The sequence below is a fragment of the Streptomyces cinerochromogenes genome (assembly GCF_014648635.1).
Taxonomy (GTDB): Bacteria; Actinomycetota; Actinomycetes; order Streptomycetales; family Streptomycetaceae; genus Streptomyces; species Streptomyces cinerochromogenes.
This window is the reverse complement of sequence record NZ_BMRM01000026.1, coordinates 41,279-58,679: the sequence shown is the minus strand read 5'-3', so window position 1 is coordinate 58,679 and position 17,401 is coordinate 41,279. Positions and strand designations below refer to the sequence as shown.

Below are 17,401 nucleotides of genomic sequence, written 5' to 3'. Positions count from 1 at the left end.
TCAACTTGAGCTATGCCGACTCAATGTTCTGGCGCCTCCCATTGTTCCCGAGGGGGTGTTCGCTGTGAGCGATCATGTGCGCCGAAGGGGTGCCACCGCGGCAGCGGATGCGAGCGCGGGTGCGTCGCGGCCGGCCCCGCGGCTGCCCGCGCGCCTCAGGCCGGCCGGCGCCGGCCGCGTACGAAGGGCCAGGCGGACACGCCGATCGCCAGGGCGATCAGGTGGCCCCAGTCGGTCAGGGGATCCGTGTACGCCAGCAGTCCGTCCACGAGTGCGCCGGCGACCAGCGCCAGCAGGGGCCAGCGCAACCAGGGGCGGAGCAGGCCCGCCAGGGCGCCGGTGCTCGCGGCCACGCCGAAGCTGATGCCGTAGTCCATGCGGTGCAACGAGGATCCGGGCAGGTGGCCGGCGAGGACGGCGAGACCCACCGGGCCCTCGGTGGCGAGGGTGGCCAGGACATGGCCGGCCAGGAAGACGCCGGCGGCCCGCAGCGCGCCCGCCCGCCGCTCCAGCGCGGTGAGCACCAGCACGAAGGCGAGCGCGTACGGCGAGAGGAGCCCGCCCGCGACCCACAGCGCGCTCGCCAGGAGCACCGGCACGGGCGCGCGTACCAGGTGGGCCACGTCCGTGCTGGACTCCTGGTGCAGGGCGTGCACCAGACCCGGGTGGGCGAGGGCCGCGACCAGGGAGGTGACGGCCAGGACGGCCGTGTAGGCGAAGGTGAACGGGGTGCCTGCGGGGGTGGGCAGCAGGTGCAGCGGGCGCCACGGGCGGGACAGCGGGCGGGAGGGGGGTCCGGCCGGAGCGGGGGGCGCGGCGCCGCGCTGGCGGGGTATGCCGTCCAGCAGACCCGCGAGGACCGGGGGCGCGGCGGCGGCCGTGCCGTCCGGAAGGGGCGCGCCCGGCGCCGGCGGGGACACGCCCGGCGAGGGGCCCGTCGTGCTCCGTTCCACGGTGAAGCGCTCCTTCCGTCGCGCCCCACCCTTCGCGCCCGGTGTGCCGCTGTCTATGACCGACGCCACGCGAGAGCGGATTCACAGCAACCTCTCACCGGCCCGCCGCGTCCGGGCCCCGTCCCGCACCACACGTCCGGGGGCGTCATGCGCAATTCCCGTGAACGCCGGGCGCTGTTCGAGCAGGATGGGGGCATGACTGCCGTGTACGACTCCCCTGTGGTCCTTGACCGGCGCGACGGCCCGTACGGCGAGGTGGTCCTGCGCAGGCACGGTGCGCTGCTGCAGATCATCGCCAACGGCTGTTTCCTGATGGACACCTCCGACGGCCGTTCGGAGCGGCTGCTGGTCGACGCGGCCCGTGGCGCGCTGGACGGGCGGCCGGCGCCCGGGGTGCTGATCGGCGGGCTGGGCGTGGGATTCTCGCTCGCACACGCCGCCGCCGACCCCGCCTGGGGGCGGATCACCGTGGTGGAACGGGAGCCCGCCGTGATCGGCTGGCACCGGGACGGACCGCTGGCCGAGGTGTCCGCGGACGCGCTCGCCGATCCGCGGGCCTCGATCGTGGAAGCGGATCTGGTGACGTACGTCAATGAGACATCGGACACGTTCGACGCGCTGTGCCTCGACATCGACAACGGGCCCGGCTGGACCGTCACGGAGGACAACGACAGCCTGTACTCACCGGCCGGACTCGCCGCCTGCGCACGGGTGTTGAGGCCCGGCGGGGTGCTCGCGGTGTGGTCGGCCGAGCCCTCTCCGGAATTTGAAGGAAGCTTGCGGAATGCCGGGTTCCAGCAGGTGCGTACCGAAGAGGTGCCGGTTGCCCGGGGCGTTCCGGACGCCGTCCACCTCGGCGTCCGACCTGGATAGCGACAGCGCGGCGAGTCCCCGTAATGTGCTGCCCTGACGCGGATCATTCAAGCGTCAATCGCAGACATGGGATCACCCCACGGATTCCGGAAAGCAACAACAGGGGCGGGCGATGGAGCAGACACACACCTCCCAGAGCGGCGCGGCGACGACCACCCCGGGCGCACAGCGCCGGGTGCTGGTCGTCGAGGACGATCCCACGATCGTCGACGCCATCGCGGCCCGGCTCCGCGCCGAGGGATTTCTGGTGCAGACGGCGGCCGACGGTCCTGCCGCCGTCGACACGGCCGAGGCCTGGCAGCCCGACCTGCTGATCCTCGACATCATGCTGCCCGGCTTCGACGGGCTGGAGGTGTGCCGGCGGGTACAGGCCCAGCGGCCGGTGCCGGTGCTGATGCTGACCGCGCGGGACGACGAGACGGACATGCTGGTCGGGCTCGGCGTCGGCGCCGACGACTACATGACCAAGCCGTTCTCGATGCGGGAGCTGGCGGCACGCGTGCACGTGCTGCTGCGCCGGGTGGAGCGCGCCGCGCTGGCCGCCGCCACGCCCCGCTCCGGCATCCTGCGCCTCGGCGAGCTGGAGATCGACCACGCGCAGCGCAGGGTGCGGGTGAAGTCCGAGGACGTCCACCTGACACCCACCGAGTTCGACCTGCTGGTGTGCCTGGCGAACACCCCGCGCGCGGTGCTCTCCCGGGAGCAGCTGCTGGCCGAGGTGTGGGACTGGGCGGACGCCTCCGGCACCCGCACGGTCGACAGCCACATCAAGGCGCTGCGGCGGAAGATCGGCGCCGAACGCATCCGTACCGTGCACGGTGTGGGCTACGCGCTGGAGACACCGACCCCGTGAGCGGCGACGGGCGCCGGACCGCACGGAGGAGCCCCGGGACCCTCGGCGAGGAGCCCTGGGGCGGTGTACGCCCGTTCTCGATCAAGACCAAGCTGGGCGCGCTGGTCGTCATCTCGGTGCTGATCACCACCGGTCTGTCGATCGTCGCGGTGCACACCAAGACCGAGCTGCGCTTCATCACGGTCTTCTCGATGATCGCCACCCTGCTGATCACGCAGTTCGTGGCGCACTCGCTCACCATGCCGCTGGACGAGATGAACGCGGTGGCCCGCTCCATCTCCCAGGGCGACTACACCCGCCGGGTGCGCGAGAACCGCCGGGACGAACTCGGCGACCTGGCCCAGACGATCAACGTCATGGCCGATGAGCTGGAGGCCCAGGACAACCAGCGCAAGGAGCTGGTCGCGAACGTCTCCCACGAGCTGCGCACGCCCATCGCCGGGCTGCGGGCGGTGCTGGAGAACATCGTGGACGGGGTCACCCAGGCCGACCCGGAGACCATGCGGACGGCCCTGAAGCAGACCGAGCGGCTCGGCCGCCTGGTGGAGACCCTGCTGGACCTGTCCCGGCTGGACAACGGCGTCGTCCCGCTGAAGCTGCGCCGGTTCGAGGTGTGGCCGTACCTCTCGGGCGTGCTGAAGGAGGCCAACATGGTGGCCTCCGCGCGCGCGGGCATGGCCACCGGTTCCGGCAGCCACACCCGCACGGACGTCCATCTGCACCTCGACGTCTCCCCGCCGGAGCTGACGGCGCACGCCGACCCCGAGCGCATCCACCAGGTCGTCGCCAACCTGATCGACAACGCGGTCAAGCACAGCCCGCCGCACGGCCGGGTGACCGTACGGGCGCGCCGGGGGCCGCAGCCGGAGTCGCTGGAGCTGGAGGTCCTGGACGAGGGCCCCGGCATCCCCCGGTCCGAGTGGCACCGGGTGTTCGAGCGGTTCAACCGGGGTGCCGTCACCCGGCCGCACGGCCCGGGCAGCGACGGCGGTACGGGGCTGGGGCTGGCGATCGCCCGCTGGGCGGTGGATCTCCACGGCGGCCGGATCGGTGTGGCCGAATCCGAGCGGGGCTGCAGGATCATCGTCACTCTCCCGGGCCTGACTTCCGTCTCAAGTTGACGTAAAGTCCGAACCGGAAGCGCAAGATCCACGACGGTCGCCGCCACTCCGCGCAGCTGGACACGTGTGATCAGAGACAGGCCCGCGCCACCCGTCCGACCAGGGTGCGCCGGGCCCGGGCCGACGCACCCTCGCACAGTGGAACCACGCTTGTTTCCCGCCATATCAAGCCCTGAAACAAGATTCTTGATGTGACTTACACGACGATGACCTTGCCCGGCCTGACCTTCCCGCCCAGGGAGGCGTAGCCTTTATTCCCGCTGTCCATCACCTTGTGAAGCGGAAGAGGGCGGTTGCCGCCGTGTCGCCACAGTCCCCCAGTAACTCGAGCATCTCCACCGACGACCAAGCCGGGAAGAACCCCGCTGCCGCGTTCGGTCCGAACGAGTGGCTCGTCGACGAGATCTATCAGCAGTACCTCCAGGACCCGAATTCGGTAGACCGCGCCTGGTGGGACTTCTTCGCCGATTACAAGCCGGGTGCTCCTGCCACCCCGGCTCCGGCAGGTACTGCGGCCACGGGGGCCGCAGAGACCACCACGGCCCCGAAGCCCCAGCCCGCGGCTCCGGCCCCGGCCCCCCAGGCCGCCCCCGCGGCTCCGGCCCCCGCCCCCGCGGCGAAGGCCCCGGCCCCCGCCCCGGCCAAGCCGGCGACGCCCGCACAGGCGCCCGCTCAGCCGAAGGCCAAGGCCGCCCCCGCCACGGAGGCACCCGACGGTCCCGAGTACGTGACGCTGCGTGGCCCGTCGGCCGCCGTCGCGAAGAACATGAACGCCTCGCTGGAGCTGCCGACCGCCACCTCGGTCCGCGCGGTCCCGGTGAAGCTGCTGTTCGACAACCGGATCGTCATCAACAACCACCTGAAGCGCGCCCGGGGCGGGAAGATCTCCTTCACGCACCTGATCGGCTTCGCGATGGTGCAGGCCATCAAGGCCATGCCGTCGATGAACTGGTCGTTCGGCGAGAAGGACGGCAAGCCGACCCTCGTCAAGCCGCCGCACGTCAACCTCGGCCTGGCCATCGACCTGGTCAAGCCGAACGGTGACCGCCAGCTCGTCGTGGCCGCCATCAAGAAGGCCGAGACGCTGAACTTCTTCGAGTTCTGGCAGGCCTACGAGGACATCGTCCGCCGCGCCCGCGAGGGCAAGCTGACGATGGACGACTTCACCGGTGTCACGGTCTCCCTGACCAACCCCGGCGGCCTCGGCACCGTCCACTCCGTGCCGCGTCTGATGCCCGGCCAGTCCGTGATCATGGGCGTCGGCTCCATGGACTACCCGGCGGAGTTCCAGGGCACCAGCCAGGACACCCTGAACAAGCTCGGCATCTCCAAGGTCATGACGCTCACGTCGACCTACGACCACCGGGTCATCCAGGGCGCCGCCTCCGGCGAGTTCCTGCGCACCGTCGCCAACCTGCTGCTCGGCGAGAACGGCTTCTACGACGACATCTTCGAGGCGCTGCGGATCCCGTACGAGCCGGTCCGCTGGCTGCGCGACATCGACGCCTCGCACGACGACGACGTCACCAAGGCCGCCCGCGTCTTCGAGCTGATCCACTCCTACCGGGTCCGCGGCCACGTCATGGCCGACACCGACCCGCTGGAGTACAAGCAGCGCAAGCACCCCGACCTGGACATCGTCGAGCACGGCCTCACCCTGTGGGACCTGGAGCGCGAGTTCGCCGTCGGCGGCTTCGCCGGCAAGTCGATGATGAAGCTGCGCGACATCCTCGGCGTGCTCCGCGACTCGTACTGCCGCACCACCGGCATCGAGTTCATGCACATCCAGGACCCCAAGCAGCGCAAGTGGATCCAGGACCGTGTCGAGCGCCCGCACGCCAAGATGGAGCGTGAGGAGCAGCTGCGGATCCTGCGCCGGCTGAACGCCGCGGAGGCCTTCGAGACGTTCCTGCAGACGAAGTACGTCGGCCAGAAGCGCTTCTCGCTGGAGGGCGGCGAGTCCGTCATCCCGCTGCTCGACGCGGTCATCGACTCCGCGGCCGAATCGCGGCTCGACGAGGTCGTCATCGGCATGGCCCACCGCGGCCGCCTGAACGTCCTCGCCAACATCGTCGGCAAGTCGTACGCGCAGATCTTCCGCGAGTTCGAGGGCAACCTCGACCCGAAGTCGATGCACGGCTCCGGCGACGTGAAGTACCACCTGGGCGCCGAAGGCACGTTCACCGGCCTGGACGGCGAGCAGATCAAGGTCTCCCTGGTGGCGAACCCCTCGCACCTGGAGGCGGTGGACCCGGTCCTGGAGGGCGTCGCCCGCGCCAAGCAGGACATCATCAACAAGGGCGGCACGGACTTCACGGTCCTGCCGGTGGCGATCCACGGCGACGCGGCCTTCGCGGGCCAGGGCGTGGTGGCCGAGACCCTGAACATGTCGCAGCTGCGCGGCTACCGCACCGGCGGCACGGTCCACATCGTCATCAACAACCAGGTCGGCTTCACCGCCGCGCCCGAGTCCTCGCGTTCCTCCATGTACGCGACGGACGTCGCGCGCATGATCGAGGCCCCGATCTTCCACGTGAACGGCGACGACCCCGAGGCCGTCGTGCGCGTCGCGCGGCTCGCCTTCGAGTTCCGCCAGGCGTTCAACAAGGACGTGGTGATCGACCTCATCTGCTACCGCCGCCGCGGTCACAACGAGTCGGACAACCCGGCCTTCACCCAGCCGCTGATGTACGACCTGATCGACAAGAAGCGCTCGGTGCGCAAGCTCTACACCGAGTCCCTCATCGGTCGCGGCGACATCACCCTGGAAGAGGCCGAGCAGGCCCTGCAGGACTACCAGGGCCAGCTCGAGAAGGTCTTCACCGAGGTCCGCGAGGCCACCTCGCAGCCGGCCGCCGGTGACGCCCAGGCCCCGCAGGACGGCTTCCCGGTCGCGGTCCCGACCGCGGTCTCCTCGGAGGTCGTCAAGCGGATCGCCGAGTCCCAGGTCAACATCCCCGACCACATCACCGTCCACCCGCGCCTCCAGCCGCAGCTGCAGCGCCGGGCGGCGATGGTCGAGGACGGCACGATCGACTGGGGCATGGGCGAGACCCTCGCCATCGGCTCCCTGCTGCTGGAGGGCACCCCGGTCCGCCTCGCGGGCCAGGACTCCCAGCGCGGCACCTTCGGCCAGCGGCACGCGGTGCTCATCGACCGGGAGACCGGCGAGGAGTACACCCCGCTGCAGTACCTCTCCGAGGACCAGGCCCGCCTGAACGTCTACAACTCGCTGCTCTCCGAGTACGCGGCGATGGGCTTCGAGTACGGCTACTCGCTGGCCCGCCCCGACGCGCTCGTGATGTGGGAGGCGCAGTTCGGCGACTTCGTCAACGGCGCGCAGACGGTCGTGGACGAGTTCATCTCGTCGGCGGAGCAGAAGTGGAGCCAGACCTCCGGCGTCGTCCTGCTCCTGCCGCACGGCTACGAGGGCCAGGGCCCGGACCACTCGTCCGCGCGTCCCGAGCGGTTCCTGCAGCTGTGCGCGCAGAACAACATGACGGTCGCCATGCCCACCTCGCCGTCGAACTACTTCCACCTCCTGCGGTGGCAGGTGCACAACCCGCACCACAAGCCGCTGGTCGTCTTCACCCCGAAGTCGATGCTGCGTCTGAAGGCCGCGGCCTCGAAGGCGGAGGAGTTCACGACGGGCGAGTTCCGCCCGGTCATCGGCGACAGCACGGTCGACCCGGCCGCGGTGCGCAAGGTCGTCTTCTGCGCCGGCAAGGTCTACTACGACCTGGAGGCCGAGCGGCAGAAGCGCGGTGCCACGGACACCGCGATCATCCGCATCGAGCGGCTGTACCCGCTGCCGGGTGCCGAGCTCCAGGCGGAGGTCAACAAGTACCCGAACGCCGAGAAGTACCTGTGGGCCCAGGAGGAGCCGGCGAACCAGGGTGCCTGGCCGTTCATCGCGCTCAACCTGATCGACCACCTGGACCTGGCGGTCGGCGCGGACATCCCGGCCGGCGAGCGCCTGCGCCGCATCTCGCGCCCGCACTCGTCGTCCCCGGCGGTGGGTTCCGCGAAGCGGCACCAGGCTGAGCAGGAGCAGCTGGTCCGCGAGGTCTTCGAGGCGTAGGGCCCCCGGCGGTCAGTCGAAGACACAGGGCCCGGTACCGAGTTCCGACTCGGTACCGGGCCTTTCGCCTGCTCATGGGGGGCGAGGGAGGACGGCGAGCGGCGCCCGCACTCCCGCCTCAGCCCAGGTACGCCTCGAAGTCCCAGTACGGCCGCACGCGTTGCCGGGCCGACAGCGTGTGCGGGTGCTGGGCGCCCAGGGTGCGGGTCAGGGCCAGCAAGGCGTCCTCCTCCAGCTTTCCGGCCTCCTCCTGTTCGTGCGCCGCCCTCAGATCCGCCGCCAGCGCGACCTGGCACGACAGGGTGAGCGGGTGCTCGTGGCCCAGGGTGTGGCGGGAGCGGCGCAGGGTGTCGCGGCTCAGGTCCACCGCGTCGTCGATCCGCCCGTTGAAGTTGCGCGCGCCGGCCGCGTTGAGGGCACAGCCCAGGACCCACGGATGGTCGGGGCCGAGCGTGGCGCCGAGGCCGGCGAGGGCGGACTCGAACACGGACAGGGCCTCGCCGCGCTCGCCGGCCGCCTGCATCACCAGCCCGGTGTTGGACAGCATCCCGGTGGCCACCGGGTGCGCGGGTCCGAGCAGGCTCCGGTAGCCGGCCTCCGCCTCGTCGATGAGGTCGCGGGCCTGGCTGAGATCGCCGTGTTCCCGCAGGTAGTTGCCGTAGTTGGTGAGGAACGCCAGCGTGCGGTAGTGCTCGCGGCCGTGCAGCTGGATCAGCTGGTCCAGCAGGCCGGCCATGCCCGGACCGACGTCCGCCGCGTGCCCGCCCTCACGGCGCCGGCACATGGCCAGCTGGGAGCGGGCTTCGAGGGTCTGCGGATGCTGCGGGCCGAGCACCTGCACGTGGAGCCGCACGACGGGTTCCTGACGGGCCAGCGCCTCCCGGTACCGGCCGAGCAGGCGCAGGCTGTGGGTGACCGCGTTGCCCGAGTGCAGGGTGTTGATGTGCCGGGCGCGCAGTACGTTCTCGCGCCGGGTCAGGGTCTCCAGGTCGAGGTCGAGCGCCTCGGCGTACCGGCCGAGCATGCGCAGGGTGACGCCGAGGTTGTGCCGGGCGACCAGGGTGGGCGGCTCGTCGGGGCCGAGGAGCCGTTCGTTGCCGTCGAGGACCTCGCGCTGGAGGTCGTAGGCCTCCTGGTAGCGGCCCAGGGAGCGCAGGCCGGAGGCGATGGCGCTCTTGCTGACCAGTTCGCCGATCTCGTTGCGCCGGGGCGCGGCCCGCAGCTGCCGCAGCACGCCCCGGTGCAGCTCGTACAGCTCGCGGAAGCGGCCGCTGTTGCGCAGCATGTTGCCCTCCTGGGTGGCCAGGTCGAGCATCGGCTGGTCGATGGGGTCCATGAAGCGGGACCAGTGCGCGCGCACCTGCTGGGCCAGCTCCAGGCCGTTGCTGTACTCGCCGCTGCGGGTGCAGTACCGCAGGCAGTTCAGCACCAGCTCCTGCACCCGCGGCTGCCGGCTCTCCAGCGCGCCGGAGGGTTCGAGGTGGGGCAGGAGTTCGGCGTAGCGCGGCCAGTTGCGGCTGTCGGCGGGGTTGCCGGGGTCGGCCTCGGCGAGCAGGGTGCGCACCGCCCGCCGGTGCAGTTCGTGGCTGCCGTCGCTGGTCAGCTTGGAGACGATGTCGTGGACCAGCCGGTGCATGTGCACCGACTCCTGGTGCGGGCCCATCTCGGCGGCGAGCGGGCCGCGGGTCTCGCGGGTGAGGACCGAGTAGTTCACCAGGGTGTCCAGGGCCCGGGTCCAGGCCGGCAGGTCGGTGGCCATCCAGCGCAGCTCCTCGGGCAGCTCGGCGCGCGGGTAGGCGCGGATGAGGCCGAGCGGGATGCGTCCGGGGGCGAAGGAGGTGCACAGGCCGAGGACCTCGACGGCCTGCGGCTGGGAGCGGCGCAGCCGGTTGAGCAGGATGGCCCAGGAGGTGAGGGAGGACTGCGGGAAGCCCTCGCCGGTGACGGGCTCGTCGACGGTGGACAGCCGGCGTTCGCGCACCATCCGAAGGTACTCGGCGGCCTCCATGCCGGACTCGCCGAGCCAGGAGGCGGCCTGCACCAGCGGCAGCGGCACGTCGCCGAACTCGGCGGCGACCTCGTCGGCCTCGTGCGCGGTGATGTGCGGCGCGCGGCGCATCAGGTAGGCGGTGGACTCGGGGCGCAGGAACGCGGGGATCTCCAGCACCTCGGTGTGCTCACTCCAGCCCCGGTTGCGGGAGGTGATCAGCACGTGCCCGGGGCCCTGCGGGAGCAGCGAGGTGACGCCGTCGATGTCGTCCCAGCCGTCGAAGACCAGCAGCCAGTTCGCGTACGGCTCCCCGCGCCGCAGCGCGTTGCGGACCGCGCGGATGCGTTCGCCGGGCTCGCCGCCGATGCGCAGGCCGAGTTCGACGGCGAGTTCGCCGAGGCGGTCGCGCTGGATGGTGCGGTCGTCGCTGTTGACCCACCACACCAGGTCGTAGTCGGTGCTGAAGCGGTGCGCGTACTCGGCGGCCAGCTGGGTCTTGCCGATGCCGGACATGCCGACGAGGGTGCAGGCGGAGGCGCCGCGTTCGGCGTCGGCGAGCCGCTGGTGGAGTTCGCCCAGCAGGTCGTCGCGGCCGGTGAAGCGCGGGTTGCGGCGCGGCACCTCGCCCCAGATCTCGCAGCGCTCGTCCGGGTAGCGGATCGGGCCGGGCAGCGCGCGGGGGCGGGCGAGCGGTTCCAGGCCGAGCCGGCGCAGCAGGCGTTCCTCGGCGGCCGCCTCGCTCAGGGCCCACAGGCTGGCCGGTTCGAGGACGGCCGTGGCGGGCAGCAGCGGCCGGTTGGTGAGGTTGACCGCGGCGAACCGGTCGGCGTGGGCGGCGACGAAGCCGCGCAGCGCGTCGTTCCACTCGCCCGGCGGGCGCGGGCCCAGCTCGAAGAACCAGTCGTTGAGGACCAGCAGCACCTGTCCGCTGGCCAGCAGCAGGTCGCCGAGGGAGTCCTCCAGCGGCACCTCGCGCGGCGGGTCCCAGCGCTGCAGGGTGGCCCGGTGTCCGTGCCGCTCCAGGCACTGCGCGATCCACGCCGCCCACGAGCGGTAGTACCCCGGGAAGACCACGAGCACGTGCTCGGGTGCCGTCGTACCGTTCCCGCCCGGCCGCCGCTGTTCCGCCATCGCCGCTCCCTGTTCCGCCGCGGCCGCCTTCTCTCGTGGGCGGCCGCACGCATAACGTAACGCAATACTCCCTCTACGGAGCGTCAGACCGGCGGGTGGGCGCCCACCTGGAGGCGTGCGTGGTGGCTGCCCATGCGCCGGACGAACTCCCTTCCGTACGGGGTCAGTTCATCGGAGTCGGCCAGTACGGACAAGGCCTCGGCGACCTGCTCCCGGCACACCTCGAACCGTTCGGCGGCGCGCCGCCGCCAGGACCGGGCGGGTCCGGTGCGGGCCCGCCACCACAGGTCCATGAGGGCCAGGTGGGCGTAGGCGCCCTGGAGCACGCCGGGGACGGGGCGGGGATCGCGCCGCCAGCCGACCCGGTGCAGGCTGCCGCCGGGCCGCCACAGCGGGACCAGTTCGTCCAGCACGGCCAGCTTCGTGTGGTGGGTCTCGTGCACCAGCAGCTCGGCCAGCTCCCGCCGGTCGGCCGGCAGCTGGGCCAGGACAGCGCCGGGCGCGGTCCGCACGGTGGCGCTGAGCACGGGTCCGGTGCCCTCGGGCGGCGCGAGCGGGACGACGGCGCGGACCAGCGCGAGGGTCTCGGCGGCCCGGGCCGGGTGCGTCGCGGCCAGCAGGGCCAGGGCGTCCCGCCAGCGGGCGGCCCACGCGGCGGGGTCGGCGTACGGGCGCTCGGCCGCGGGCAGCGCCGCCGGCCCGATGCCGCCCGCGGGCACCCGGTGGGGGTCGACGTCGTCGAGTACGGCGGTGCCGCCGGGCAGGGTGCGCAGCGCCGACCAGGCCGGGGCGGAGCCGGCGGTCCACGGGGTGCCGGGTCCGGCGGGCGCGGGGCCGGCGGTCCACCGGGTGCCCGGCCCGTCCGGGGCGGGGCCGGCGGTCCACCGGGTGCCGGGTCCGGCGGGGGCGGGGCCCGGGAGCAGCAGGGTGCGGCCGGCTCCGTCGGTGATCCGCAGCGTCCCGGCCCGGCCGGACAGGCCGACCGGACCCGGGGCGCAGCGCAGCAGCCCGATGCCGGGCAGCGCCAGGGTGCCGTCCGCCGGCGCCCGGGTGGTGGTGAACCGGCAGCCGGCGCGCAGCGCGGCGGCGACGGCCACCGCGCCCAGGCCGGCGAGGCCGTCCGCGAGGTCCGGGCCGTCGGGCGCGGCGAGCGCCGCGGCCAGCCAGGCGCCGGTCGTCGGATAATCGAGGACGGCGCGTACGGCCGTGGCGTCGGCCCGCTCGGCCCGCTCCAGCAGCGCCCAGTCGTCCTCGAAGCACCGCCGTACCGGCGCGGGCAGGGTGCCGCGGGCGCCGTCCACCCGGACCAGGAGGGACTTCAGCAGCAGCATCCGCCGGGTGTGCAGGGCGGCCCCCAGGGCGGCGGTGACCGCGGGCAGCGGGCGGGTGCGGGCCAGGGCGTCGAGGGTTCCGGGCGGGACCGGGCCGACGGGGCCGGCCGGCTCCACCGGCCCCACGGCTCCGGCGGTCATGCCACGGTGTCCTCGCCGTGCAAGGGCTGCCGCGCGGGACCGGCCGAAAACGCACGCCCGGGCCGGCCCGGCACCAGGTCGTCGTCCCCGGTGGTGTACCAGACCCGGCACAGCCCCTCCGGGTCGGCGAGCACCCCGGCGACGGCGGCGAGCACCGCCGGATCGTCCAGGGCGCGCAGTGTCCGCAGGTCGATGTCGGTGAGGTCGGGCGGCGACACGGCCCGCGAGACGTCCTCGCCGGGGCCGGCCACCCGTGTCCTGAACTCCCCCACCTCGGCTCCTCCCTGCCGTGCGCCCGCCCCGCACAGCGCAGTGGCTGCCGACTTCTTCCCGACAGGCCGGAAGCAGAAACCCCGGACGCTCAACTCCGGTCAAGTTCGGTCGCTTCGGACCAGTCCGGGGTCCACGGCCACCACGGCGGTGCGGTGTCCCGCCAGGCCGGCTCCGGCAGCGACCGCCGGTCCACCACCCCCGGGGGGACCGCCTCCGCCCGCCGGGCCAGCTCGACATCGGCCCAGTCGACCTCGCGCAGCGCGCCGACGAGCCGCTGCCACTGCTCCCGGGCCGCCCGGAACGCGCCACGGGCCGCGCCGGGCCGTCCCATCAGCGCCAGGACCGCCCCGCAGCCGTACCGGGCGCGGGCGGCGGTCACCGAACCGGGGTCGCCGCCGTGGGCGGCCGTCGCCTCCCGCTCGGCGTTCTCGTACGCCTGGAGCGCCTCCATCAGCACCGGGGCGCCCGCGTGGTACCAGCCCTCCAGCCGCACCCGGCCCAGCTGGAGCCAGACCTCGGCCCGTACGGCCGCGTCGGTCGCCGCGCGGACCGCCTGGCCCAGCAGGTGCCGGCTCTCGAACAGGTCGGGCAGGAAACCGAGGTGGCGGAAGCGTTGGGCGAGGGCGCTGCCGACCAGTCCCTGGAGCCGGCCGCGGTGGGCGGACCGGGCGGGCAGCGAGGTCAGCGCCTCGCGCAGCACGTACTCGGCCCGGTCCACCACTCCGGCGCCGTCCCCGGCGGAGGCCCGCCGCAGCAGCGACTCGCCCCAGGCGGTGAGCAGCCGGACGCGCAGGGACCCGTCGGCGGGCGCCAGCAGCGCGGCCCGCTCGTACGCCGCGTCGGCCTCCCCGGTCTCCCCGGCGGCGTCGTGGAACGCGGCCAGCGCGGCCAGGCACGGCAGCAGCAGCTCGGGGTCGTCCCCGGCGGCACGCAGCGCCTCGCCGAGCGCCCGCCGGGTCTGCGCGTCCTCGGCCCCGGCCCCGCGCAGCGCCCGCGCGAGATCGAGCAGCGCGGGCCCCCGTACGGCGTCGGACACCCGCTCCCGCTCCAGCACCGCGCAGCCCTCGCGCAGTTCGGGCACGGCGGCACCGGGCCGCCGCAGATCGAGCAGGATCCGCCCGCGCAGCAGCAGCCGGGACCGGTGGGCGGCCACTTCCCAGGGCACGGGCCGTGCCGCGGCGGCGCCGGAGCCGGTCACGCCACCGCGGCCGCCGGCCGGTCCGGCCGGGCCCCCGGGCACGCCGTCCGGCTCCCGGGCGTCGGCCGCCGACAGGGCGGTGTCCCCGCCGTCGGCGGGCACGCCGAGGCCCCCGCGCGGCCGTCGGACCATCCCGCCCGCACCGCCGCCCGGCGCTACGGCGCCCTCGTCGCCGGCCTCGCCCGGTTCCTCGGCGCCCTCCTCGGGCGCGGTCTGCCAGGCGCGGCCCAGGGCGGTGACGCGCGGCCAGGGCGGGGTGTCGGCGTCCAGGGTGCGCAGGGCCTTGGCCAGATGGTCCGTGTCGGCCGTCAGCTGCCACAACTCACGTCGGCAGGCGGCCAGTTCCAGCGCGGACTCGGCCCGCTCCCGGCCGTCGGCGGGGGCGGTCGCACAGGCGGTGGCGAGTTCGGCCTCGGCCTCCCGCAGCAGCCCGGCGCGCCGCCCCTCGGCGCGTGCGCCCGCCGTGCCGGCCTCGGCGCGCAGCACACGGCCGAGGACCAGGCGGGCACGGGCCGTGGAGTCGGGTACGGCGCCGGGGGCGGCCCCCGCCGTGGCGACGCGGGCCTGTTCCCGGGCCCGGCGCAGCAGCTCCGGGTCGGCCAGCTGGCGCCACCGGGCGAGCAGCCGTTCGGCCTCGGTCAGCGGGTCGGGGGTGACCAGGTCCGGCAGGTAGAAGCGCAGCACGCGCGCGGGGATGCGGGCGAACAGCTCGGCCTCCACGCTGCCGGTGCCGTCCCGCGCCGTACCGTCCTCGGCGGGCCGCCCCGTGCCGGCGGCCGGGTCGTGGTCGGCGAGCCGGGCCGCGGCCAGGGCGGCGAAGTTGCGGGTGCCCTTGCCGAAGTGCCGTTCCACATAGGCCGAGCAGTGTTTGAGGACGAGCCCGGCGGTGTCCTGGTCGAGGGAGGACAGCAGCAGGTCCTGCATCCGGGGCGAGTAGGCGAAGCACGGCTGGTCCCCGGTGCCGGGCAGTTGCCGCAGCAGTCCGCCGAGCAGCACCTCGGCCAGCTCCATGGGCCCCGTGTCGGGCAGCATGGCCCGCTGGACCAGCTGCATCACGGGCAGGGTGAGGGGCGCGGCGGCGAGGTAGACGGCCAGCCGCAGCGCGCCGGGCGAGGCGCCGGCGCGGAAGGCGCGCAGCAGGTCGTCGTCGCTGCGGGCCGGCGGTGCGAGGCCGGCGGCGGCCGGTGCGCCGGCGGGGTGGGCGTAGCCGGCCCAGGCGTGCTCGCGGGTCGGTCCGGTGCCGGCGAGCAGCCGGGCGAAGGCCTCGAACGCCTCCGGGGTGGGCTGGAGCACCGGCACGGGCCGGGCACCGGGCGGCGGCTCCTCCCACGGCTCGTCCTCGGGCACGAAGTCGAGGCGCCCGCCGGTCTCGCCGGTGCGGACCAGCAGCCCGGGCTCGGCGGGCAGCGCGGTACGGCCCCACAGCCGCGGCGGCAGCGGCTGGACCACGGCCAGCGGCGCGGTGCGCGGCCAGCGGTGCAGCAGGCGCTGCGCGGTGCCGTTCTGCCACAGGGGTCCCACGCAGTCGCTGATGACGAAGGTGAGCCGGCGCCCGCTGGGGTCGTGCAGCTCGTCGGCGGGGCGCAGCCGGGTGCGCCGGCCGGGACCGGCGGTCGTACCGACGAGCGGGGTGCCGGTGTCGTCGGCGTACAGGTGGTGGACCCGGACGGAGGCGAAGGCTCCGGACTGCTGGCAGGCCTGGCGGAGTTCCTCGACCATCTCGCCCCAGACGGCCATGGCGGGGCCGGTGTCCATGAGCAGCTGGACGTCGCAGCGCCGGCGGCGGCCGGGCCGGGTGACGGGGAGCAGGATGCCGCTGGCGGCGGCCCGGTCGGCGGTGGCGACCTCGTCGATGCGCTCGTCCTGGCCGCGTACGGAGGCGGTGCGGTAGCGGCCGAGGGCACGCAGCGCCTGCTGGAGGCCGAGCAGCCCGGGCAGGGCGCCCGCGGCCGGGGCGCGGACCGGGAAAGCGGCGGGGACGGCGCCGTCGGCCGGGGCGGGGCCGCCGCCGTCGCTCCCAGGACGCGGGGCGTACGCCGGGGTGTGCAGGGGGACGGCGGGGGCGGGCACGTCCCCGCGGGACGCCTGCGCGCCGGTGGGGCCGTCCGGCGCGCGGTCGTCCGTTGGGTGGCCGTCCGGCGTGTGCCGGCCCGGCGCCTGGCCGTCCGACGCCACGGCTTCCCGGCCCGGCACCCCTTCCTGGCCCGTGCCGGACGCGCCCGCGGGGTCCTGGTCCCCGTCCGGGGCCGCGCCGAGCCGCCGGGCCAGCCAGAGCGCGTCCGCCACGTCCTCGGCGGTCGGCTGGAGCCCGCCCTGGCGCAGCTTGCCGATCAGCTCGTCCAGGCGCATCCCCGGCATCCGCCCCTCACCTCGTACGGTCGAGCGGTTGCATCAGCATCTCGGCGATCCGCTCCCGGGTGAGGCCCTGTGCGTGCGGATCGTGCTGGGTGAGGAACAGGGCGTTGAGGAGCTGGTCGGCGGCGAGCACCTCGCCGGGCTCGCGCTCCAGGAACCGGCGGATCAGGTCCGCGCCGGCGGCGGCGCCGTCCGCGCCGAGGTGTGCCTCGACCATGGCGGTGAGCTGCTCCTCGCCGGGCGGGTCCAGCTCCAGCTGCACGCAGCGGCGCAGCAGCGGGGCGGGGAAGTCGCGTTCGCCGTTGGAGGTCAGCACGATCACCGGGAAGGCGGTGCAGGCGATGCGCCCGCCGTGCACGGCCACCCGGTCGCCGTCGTGCGTGAGCACCTCCACCACGGGCTCCCGGTCGGCCAGCCGCTCCAGCTCCGGGATCGCGAACTCGCCCTCCTCCAGGGTGTTCAGCAGGTCGTTGGGCAGGTCGAGATCGCTCTTGTCCAGCTCGTCGATGAGCAGGACGCGGGGCTCGTCGGCGGGCAGCAGCGCGGTGCCGAGCGGCCCGAGCCGGATGTAGGAGCCGATACCGGAGGCCGCGGCCCCCCGGTCGTCCCCCTGGTCGTCCCCGCGGGCGCGCTCCAGCTGGACGTCCTGGAGCCGGGCTATGGCGTCGTACCGGTACAGGCCGTCCTGGAGGGTGGTACGGCTGACGATGGGCCAGCGCAGCACCTTGCCGAGGCCGAGTTCGTGGGCGATCGCGTAGGCGAGGGTCGACTTGCCCGTCCCCGGGTTGCCGGTCACCAGCAGCGGCCGGCGCAGGTAGAGGGCCGCGTTGACCGCGTCGACCTCGGCGGGCCGCGGCGCGTAGTTCTCCACCAGACGGCGGCGCACCCCGAGCCGGCGGGCACTGCTCGGGTCCTCCGGGCCGCTCCCGGCGCCGTCCCGGGAGGCGGCGAAGTCGCGCCAGGGCGGCGGCGCCGGCAACCGCCGCATGCCGTCGTGCGGCTGACCCACACCGCGGTAGATCCGCCAGTCGTTCACCTTGGGCTCCTCCCGGCTCTGGTGATCATGCAGCGGGCCCGGCCGTCCGACGTACGAGGCTACCG

10 protein-coding genes are annotated in these 17,401 nt (G+C 74.1%); 4 read left to right on the top strand and 6 right to left on the bottom strand.

The window, feature by feature from the left end; all coding sequences use genetic code 11:
• Positions 1 to 155: 155 nt before the first annotated feature.
• Positions 156 to 953: a rhomboid-like protein gene (locus IEZ20_RS35670; RefSeq protein WP_189306527.1), complete on the bottom strand. Its 798-nt coding sequence runs from the start codon at positions 951 to 953 to the stop codon at positions 156 to 158.
• 195 nt (positions 954 to 1,148) lie between these two features.
• Between IEZ20_RS35670 and IEZ20_RS35665 the strand changes: the two genes are divergently transcribed.
• The 4 genes from IEZ20_RS35665 (at position 1,149) to IEZ20_RS35650 (ending at position 7,881) form a co-directional block, all read left to right on the top strand.
• Positions 1,149 to 1,826: a spermidine synthase family protein gene (locus IEZ20_RS35665; RefSeq protein WP_189306525.1), complete on the top strand. Its 678-nt coding sequence runs from the start codon at positions 1,149 to 1,151 to the stop codon at positions 1,824 to 1,826.
• Positions 1,827 to 1,938: 112 nt separating this feature from the next.
• On the top strand, positions 1,939 to 2,679 hold the full coding sequence (locus IEZ20_RS35660; protein ID WP_189306523.1) for a response regulator transcription factor: 741 nt from the start codon (positions 1,939 to 1,941) through the stop codon (positions 2,677 to 2,679).
• A complete protein-coding gene (locus tag IEZ20_RS35655; protein WP_189306520.1) occupies positions 2,676 to 3,800 on the top strand; it encodes a HAMP domain-containing sensor histidine kinase in 1,125 nt (374 codons plus the stop codon). Before IEZ20_RS35660 ends, IEZ20_RS35655 begins: the two co-directional genes overlap by 4 nt.
• A 301-nt stretch (positions 3,801 to 4,101) precedes the next feature.
• Entirely contained in the window at positions 4,102 to 7,881 is a 3,780-nt protein-coding gene (locus tag IEZ20_RS35650; RefSeq protein WP_189306518.1) for a multifunctional oxoglutarate decarboxylase/oxoglutarate dehydrogenase thiamine pyrophosphate-binding subunit/dihydrolipoyllysine-residue succinyltransferase subunit, read from the top strand.
• A gap of 118 nt (positions 7,882 to 7,999) precedes the next feature.
• Here the strand turns inward: IEZ20_RS35650 and fxsT are convergent, their stop codons facing one another.
• The 5 genes from fxsT to IEZ20_RS35625 form a co-directional block, all read right to left on the bottom strand.
• Positions 8,000 to 11,002 (bottom strand): FxSxx-COOH system tetratricopeptide repeat protein, encoded by a 3,003-nt coding sequence (gene fxsT / locus IEZ20_RS35645; protein ID WP_189306516.1) that lies wholly within the window; start codon positions 11,000 to 11,002, stop codon positions 8,000 to 8,002.
• An 83-nt stretch (positions 11,003 to 11,085) separates the two neighbouring features.
• On the bottom strand, positions 11,086 to 12,474 hold the full coding sequence (locus IEZ20_RS35640; RefSeq protein WP_189306514.1) for an aKG-HExxH-type peptide beta-hydroxylase: 1,389 nt from the start codon (positions 12,472 to 12,474) through the stop codon (positions 11,086 to 11,088).
• On the bottom strand, positions 12,471 to 12,746 hold the full coding sequence (locus tag IEZ20_RS35635; protein ID WP_229896429.1) for a hypothetical protein: 276 nt from the start codon (positions 12,744 to 12,746) through the stop codon (positions 12,471 to 12,473). Before IEZ20_RS35635 ends, IEZ20_RS35640 begins: the two co-directional genes overlap by 4 nt.
• Positions 12,747 to 12,835: 89 nt before the next feature.
• Positions 12,836 to 16,303, bottom strand: coding sequence for an SAV_2336 N-terminal domain-related protein (locus IEZ20_RS35630; RefSeq protein ID WP_189306512.1), 3,468 nt, complete (start codon positions 16,301 to 16,303; stop codon positions 12,836 to 12,838).
• Positions 16,304 to 16,310: 7 nt separating this feature from the next.
• Entirely contained in the window at positions 16,311 to 17,336 is a 1,026-nt protein-coding gene (locus tag IEZ20_RS35625; protein WP_189306510.1) for an AAA family ATPase, read from the bottom strand.
• Between the last annotated feature and the right edge of the window lie 65 nt (positions 17,337 to 17,401).

What these genes read in the sequence shown, in the direction of transcription:
- IEZ20_RS35640 (WP_189306514.1), bottom strand. Translation starts at nt 12,474, where the DNA reads ATGACCGCCGGAGCCGTGGGGCCGGTGGAGCCGGCCGGCCCCGTCGGC.
- IEZ20_RS35665 (WP_189306525.1), top strand. Translation starts at nt 1,149, where the DNA reads ATGACTGCCGTGTACGACTCCCCTGTGGTCCTTGACCGGCGCGACGGC.
- IEZ20_RS35660 (WP_189306523.1), top strand. Translation starts at nt 1,939, where the DNA reads ATGGAGCAGACACACACCTCCCAGAGCGGCGCGGCGACGACCACCCCG.
- IEZ20_RS35630 (WP_189306512.1), bottom strand. Translation starts at nt 16,303, where the DNA reads ATGCCGGGGATGCGCCTGGACGAGCTGATCGGCAAGCTGCGCCAGGGC.
- fxsT (WP_189306516.1), bottom strand. Translation starts at nt 11,002, where the DNA reads ATGGCGGAACAGCGGCGGCCGGGCGGGAACGGTACGACGGCACCCGAG.